Here is a 1762-nt window from a genome sequence, read left to right as displayed (position 1 = left end):
TCATAGTGCCTTTTTTGATGGTTATTGAATTTTTAATTTTCTGATTAAAATCTTTTTTGCAATAAGAATGCCATAAGATTATGGATAGGACTATGCAAACAATTACAGGTTTAATAAACAAGCGGTATTAGCCCTGCAGGCAATTAACAATTTTATATAGTTTTACGCACCCGAAATTAGGCTGCGGTTAAATGACGCTGATATGATTATTGTAAAGATTTTTCAGGGCCCCGGAAACCAACTGTTTCAATACGCCTATGCCTTTGCCGCCGCTAAACGCTTAAATGTCGAGTTAAAGCTTGATCTTAGTTGGTATAGGGCATATTCAAAACACCGCCAGTATATTTTAGACCGCTTTCAGATTACGGCTCAAGAAGCTACTGAACAGGAGATTTATGATATCAAAAGCTGTAACGGCGCCAATTTTATTGAATACCGTTGGAATTTACTGAATCGTAAACATCTTCAACCCTATTACCGCAAACCCGTAGTTGTTGAAAATCTCGATAAGTTTGACCAGAACTACAAAAAGGTAATTGATAATACTTACATAGAGGGGTACTTTGCCTCGCGCGATTTTTTTGAAGATCAATTGCCTGCGGTTCTGCAGCAACTACAATTTAAATCGCTTCCTAACGCCGTTAATCAAAAAACAATTGAGGGAATTAAGTCAGAAAACGCTGTAGCCATTTCATTCAGGCTGGGTGATTTTTTAGGGCAACCCTGGCAAAACGTATGCACGCTCGAATATTACCGTCGTTCTATCAGCTACCTTTCAGAAAGATTTGAAAACCTTAATTTTTATGTTTTCAGCGATGACATTGACTGGGTAAAAGAACACTTCGCCATTCCACATCCTACCTTTTATATGGATTATAACCATCCTGATTATATGGAAGATTTCAGGCTGCTGACTAATTTCAAATTCCACATTATAGCAAACAGCACCTTTTCGTGGTGGGGAGCTATGCTTTCGCAGGTTAATGAAAAAGTTGTTTTGTGCCCACAATACTGGCTTAATCCTGATCCGGCCAGTTACGGAATGGACTTTGAAGGAAAGGCTGTTGACTTTAGCCACGTTTTACCAAATGAATGGATAAAAATTCCAAACCTTCTTGATGGAGATACACAAATAGTACATCCTACCAAAGGAAACCAGGCATTCAAATACTAACCCATGATTATTGATTAGTTCCTTTACAGGCTTAAGGGAACTTTAGAAGATCAGATTAAAAATCTTGTTACCGAAAATGTAAACCGCAATTACGGTAGCCACAATAGCAGCCACCAAAACGGCACCGGCTGCCAGGTCTTTAATTCTTCCTGCTTCTTTATTGAACTCAGGCGATATGTGGTCTACAATGGCTTCAATGGCAGAGTTTACCATCTCCATTGAAATTACAAATCCTATTGTCAGTGCAATAACGGCCCATTCAATGGCGCTAAGGCTTAGGTATATGCCGCAAACGGTAACCACCGCAATGGCTACAACATGTATCCGCATATTCTGCTCTTCGCGTATGGCAATCAACATGCCCTTAAAGGCATAGCCAAAACTTTTAATTAGCTTCATCATAGAATTGATTGTATGGCTTGTTCCAAAAGTGAGTCATCGTGCTCAAAATTCGCAAAACCGCTGAACTTATCAGATTCTTTTAATGCATTTTTCAAATTAAAGATCGATTGCGGCACTGAAAAAGCAATGCCCTTATCCATTAACCGCGCTGCAAGATACACTTGTTCTGTTTGGCCGGGGGTAGGT

At 39.3% G+C, this 1762-nt stretch carries 3 protein-coding genes; 1 reads left to right on the top strand and 2 read right to left on the bottom strand.

Annotated elements, in window-relative coordinates:
• Window positions 1-202: 202 nt before the first annotated feature.
• Window positions 203-1174: an alpha-1,2-fucosyltransferase gene (locus tag QZY09_RS15700; RefSeq protein ID WP_295673892.1), complete on the top strand. Its 972-nt coding sequence runs from the start codon at window positions 203-205 to the stop codon at window positions 1172-1174.
• 42 nt (window positions 1175-1216) lie between these two features.
• Here QZY09_RS15700 and QZY09_RS15695 read toward each other — a convergent pair whose 3' ends face one another.
• A complete protein-coding gene (locus QZY09_RS15695; protein ID WP_295673890.1) occupies window positions 1217-1576 on the bottom strand; it encodes a diacylglycerol kinase in 360 nt (119 codons plus the stop codon).
• Window positions 1573-1762 (bottom strand): hypothetical protein (locus QZY09_RS15690; RefSeq protein WP_295673889.1); only part of this gene is annotated, 190 nt, incomplete at its 5' end. The genes QZY09_RS15690 and QZY09_RS15695, both read right to left, overlap by 4 nt.

The organism is uncultured Mucilaginibacter sp. (genome assembly GCF_903913935.1).
In the GTDB taxonomy this organism is placed as follows: Bacteria; Bacteroidota; Bacteroidia; order Sphingobacteriales; family Sphingobacteriaceae; genus Mucilaginibacter.
The sequence above is the reverse complement of the archived record's forward strand: the minus strand, read 5'-3'. Positions and strand labels throughout refer to the sequence as shown.